The organism is Pantoea sp. Morm (assembly GCF_016643525.1).
Lineage (GTDB): Bacteria > Pseudomonadota > Gammaproteobacteria > Enterobacterales > Enterobacteriaceae > Pantoea > Pantoea dispersa.
This window is the reverse complement of the sequence record NZ_VOQX01000175.1, coordinates 1-3937: the sequence shown is the minus strand read 5'-3', so window position 1 is coordinate 3937 and position 3937 is coordinate 1. Positions and strand designations below refer to the sequence as shown.

General features: G+C 62.2%; 3 protein-coding genes. 1 reads left to right on the top strand and 2 read right to left on the bottom strand.

Annotated elements, in window-relative coordinates; all coding sequences use genetic code 11:
* Nucleotides 1-679 (top strand): NADP(H)-dependent aldo-keto reductase (locus FT726_RS26295; RefSeq protein ID WP_346303744.1); only part of this gene is annotated, 679 nt, incomplete at its 5' end.
* Between the two features lie 247 nt (nt 680-926).
* Here the strand turns inward: FT726_RS26295 and lplT are convergent.
* Together lplT and aas are read right to left on the bottom strand one after the other, a co-directional pair.
* Complete coding sequence (gene lplT / locus FT726_RS26290) at nt 927-2117, bottom strand: lysophospholipid transporter LplT (RefSeq protein ID WP_282995559.1); 1191 nt, start codon at nt 2115-2117, stop codon at nt 927-929.
* The coding region (gene aas / locus FT726_RS26285; RefSeq protein ID WP_346303743.1) for a bifunctional acyl-ACP--phospholipid O-acyltransferase/long-chain-fatty-acid--ACP ligase at nt 2114-3937 on the bottom strand (1824 nt) is incomplete at its 5' end. The genes aas and lplT, both read right to left, overlap by 4 nt.

Sequence of the window (3937 nt, the reverse complement as noted above, 5' to 3'; positions counted from 1 at the left end):
TAATACCGATTACCTCGACCTCTACCAGCTGCACTGGCCGCAGCGCCAGACCAACTACTTTGGCAAGCTCGGTTATCAGTACAGTGATAACACCGCCACTGTTACGCTGCTGGAGACGTTGGAAGCGCTGACCGAGCAGGTGCGCGCGGGCAAGATCCGTTACATCGGCGTCTCGAACGAAACGGCCTGGGGCGTAATGCGCTACCTGCAGCTGGCGGAGAAGCACGAGCTGCCGCGTATCGTCACCATTCAGAATCCGTACAGCCTGCTGAACCGCAGTTTCGAAGTGGGTCTGGCAGAGATTAGCCAGCATGAGGGCGTGGAACTGCTGGCTTATTCCAGCCTGGCCTTTGGTACGCTGAGCGGCAAATACCTCAACGGGGCGAAACCGGCCGGCGCGCGCAATACGCTGTTCAGCCGCTTTACCCGTTACAGCGGCGAGCAGTCACAGCAGGCGATTGCTGCCTACGTAGCGCTGGCAAAACAGCACAACCTGGATCCGTCACAGATGGCGCTGGCCTATGTGCGGCAGCAGCCGTTTGTGGCCAGCACCCTGCTCGGTGCCACCACCATGGAACAGCTGAAGGTTAACGTGGAGAGTTTCAATCTGACGCTGAGCGGCGAGGTGTTAGAGGCGCTGGAAGCGATTCACCGTCAGTATACGTATCCGGCACCGTAATCTCCCTGGTGCGCGTTAACGCGCACCCTACAGGGTTTGTGACCTTCGCGTACCTGCTGCGGTTTCGGTGCGCGTTAACGCGCACCCTACAGGGTTTGTTACCTTCGCTTACCTGCTACGGTTTCGGTGCGCGTTAACGCGCACCCTACAGGGTTCGTTACCCTCGCGTACCTGCTGTGGTTTTGGCATATGCGCCGGGCCTGGGTAGGGTCGCCATTCATGGCGACCTGGTCCCTTTCTGCGCCGCTCAGCGACGCGTTCTCCACCACAGCACGGCAATCGCCATGGCGAACAGCGCGCCGAAGCCCACGCCCGTCGCGACCGCCGGCGCACCCAGCTTAATCGCCACGGTATACAGCCCCAGCATCAGCAGCATCGCGCTGTTTTCACCCAGGTTTTGCACCGCAATCGCGTTGCCAGAACCCACGGTATCTTTGCCGCGCTCCTGCAACAGCGCGTTGAGCGGCACCACAAAGAAGCCGCCCAGCGCACCAATCAGCATCAGCAGCAGATACGCATTCAGCAGGCTATGCTGCAGCGAGAACAGCACCACCATCACGCCAATCAGCACGCCGGCCGGCATGCAGCGCCGCACCGTTTGCAGCGTGACCAGTTTTGCCGCCGCGCCCGCGCCGATAACGATACCGATCGCCACCATGGCATTTAGCGTGGTCGGCGTTTTATTGTCCGTGATGCCCAGCGCCACCGGCACCCACAGCACCAGCAGGAAGCGCAGCGTGACGCCGGCGCCCCAGAACAGGCTGGTGCCGAGCAGCGAGAAGCGGGTTTCACCGTTACGCCACAGCAGCTGTGCCGAGGCGATAAAGCTGCGCAGCATCGCGCCAGCGTGCCAGCTCTGGCCGGGGCGCGCTGGCTGCAGACGCGGAATGAACAGGTTCGCCACCACCGCCAGTGCGTAAGTGAGCGCACACACCACCAGCGCCGCCAGCAGATGCCAGTCGGCGAGCACGCCGCCTGCCACCGAGCCGAGCAGAATCGCCGCGATAGTCGACGACTCCATCAGCCCGTTGGCTTTCACCAGCCGCGCGCCGCTGGTGATCTCCGTCAGGATGCCGTATTTCGCCGGCGAATACGCCGCCGCGCCGACCCCTACCAGCGTGTAGCCGAGAAACGGATTAAAGCCGAAGCAGATCACCAGCGCACCGAGCAGCTTAAGGCTGTTGGCAAACATCATCACCCGCCCTTTGGCAAAGCTGTCGGCCATCTGTCCGACAAACGGCGCGAGCAGAATGTAAGTGGCCACAAACAGCATCTGCAGGATCGGCTGGCTCCAGTCCGGATAGAACTGATTTTTCAGCAGCGCCAGCGTGGCGAACAGCAGCGCGTTGTCGCCAAAGGCAGAGAAAAACTGTGCCACGATCACCGCCAGCATACTGCGCGACAGCAACGGAGCGTCCGGATTCACCGACTGACTCATGCCCGCTCCTCTTCTGCCAGCTGTTTCAGGCTGACGTAGTCTGGTTTACCGCTGCCCAGCATCGGCAGTTGTTTCATGTAGCGAATGTCGCGCGGCACGGCCAGCTCTGGCGCCCCCATCTCACGCGCAGCCTGCTGCAGCCGGTCGCGGCTGAGTTCACTGTCGGTGGTAAATAGCACCAGCGCTTCACCGCGCTGGCCATCGGGCCGCAGCGACGCCGCGTGCTGTTTCTCCGCCGAGGCTTTCAGGGCAATCTGCTCCACGCTCTCCAGCGACACCATCTCACCAGCGATTTTGGCGAAGCGTTTAGCGCGCCCCTGAATCTGACAGAAACCGCCCTCGTCAAAGCTGACAATATCCCCGGTATCGTACCAGCCGGCTTCCTGTTCGCCCTCGCCGTTATCCGCCACCGGTGGCTCCAGCACGCCGGGGTTTTCCACCCGCAGGTAGCCGTTCATCACATTCGGACCGCGCAGCTGTAGTCGTCCGCCCTGCTCAATGCCCGGTACCGCAATCAGACGTGAATCCATGCCCGGCAGAATACGGCCGACGGTATGCGATTTGGCGGCCATCGGTACGTTGATTGCCACCACTGGCGCACACTCGGTCACGCCGTAACCTTCGAGGATGCGGATGCCGTACTTATCCATGTAGATCTGGCGCGTGCCTTCCTGCAGCTTCTCGGCACCGGCCACCACGTAGCGCAGCCGGGCGAAATCGTACGGGCTGGCAAAGCGCGCATAGTTGCCGAGGAAGGTGGAGGTGCCGAACAGCACGGTGCAGTTACGGTCATACACCAGCTCCGGCACGATGCGATAGTGCAGCGGGCTGGGATAGAGGAACACCTGCGCGCCGGTCAGCAGCGGCGTGAACAGTCCGACGGTGAGGCCGAAGGCGTGGAACAGCGGCAGCGCCGACATAAAGCGGTCGCGCGGGGTGAAGTCCGCCACGGTGCGAATCTGCTCCACGTTCGCCAGCAGGCTTTTATGCGAGTGCACCACACCTTTGGGATTGCCTTCCGAGCCGGAGGTAAACAGCACCATTGCCGCGTCTTCTGGCTGCTGCGCAACCTGTGCCCGGCGTGGCAGCAGCAGGTGCGCGAGGATCCACAGTTTGTCCTGCAGCGTGACGGTATCCTTCAGATCCTCCAGATAGATCCACTGCACCTCCGTCAGCCCCTGCGGCAGGTGCCACAGGTTGCCTTTCTCCAGGAACTGGCGCGAGGTAAACACGGTTTTCACCTGCGAGGCGGTCAGCGCCGCGCGCATGCCGTTGATGCCGGCGGTGTAGTTGAGCATGGCCGGCACGCGACCGCGCAGTGAAGCCCCGAGAATCGCTGCCGCGGTCACCGTGGCGTTCGGCAGCAGCAGGCCAACGAATTCGCCCTGCTGGCTGTAGCGCTCCAGAATGCGTCCGACGCCGAGCGCTTTTTTCAGCAGCCCGGTGTAGCTGTCCGGCTTAAAGTTGATGTCTTCGATGCAGGGTTTGCTCAGCCCGTAACGGGTGCGTGCATTGAGAAAAGCGTCGAACAGCGTTTCGCGCGGGCGCACCGCCATGCGCGCTTCCATCATCACATGGTGTAAATGCTCACCGGCCAGCACGCGGCGGTCGCGCGCGCGTTTCGCTTCCGGCATGGGAATCACCGTGGCAGGCAGCACCGTCAGGGTGATGCGCGGGAACAGACGACGTTTAAACACCCCGGCCAGGCGGCCAAACGGCGTGTACTCTGCGCCTTCAATGCGCATCGGCACCACGGTGGCGGCGGATTTCGCAGCGACGAAGCCAGCGCCGCTGTAGATTTTCATCAATGAACCGGTGAC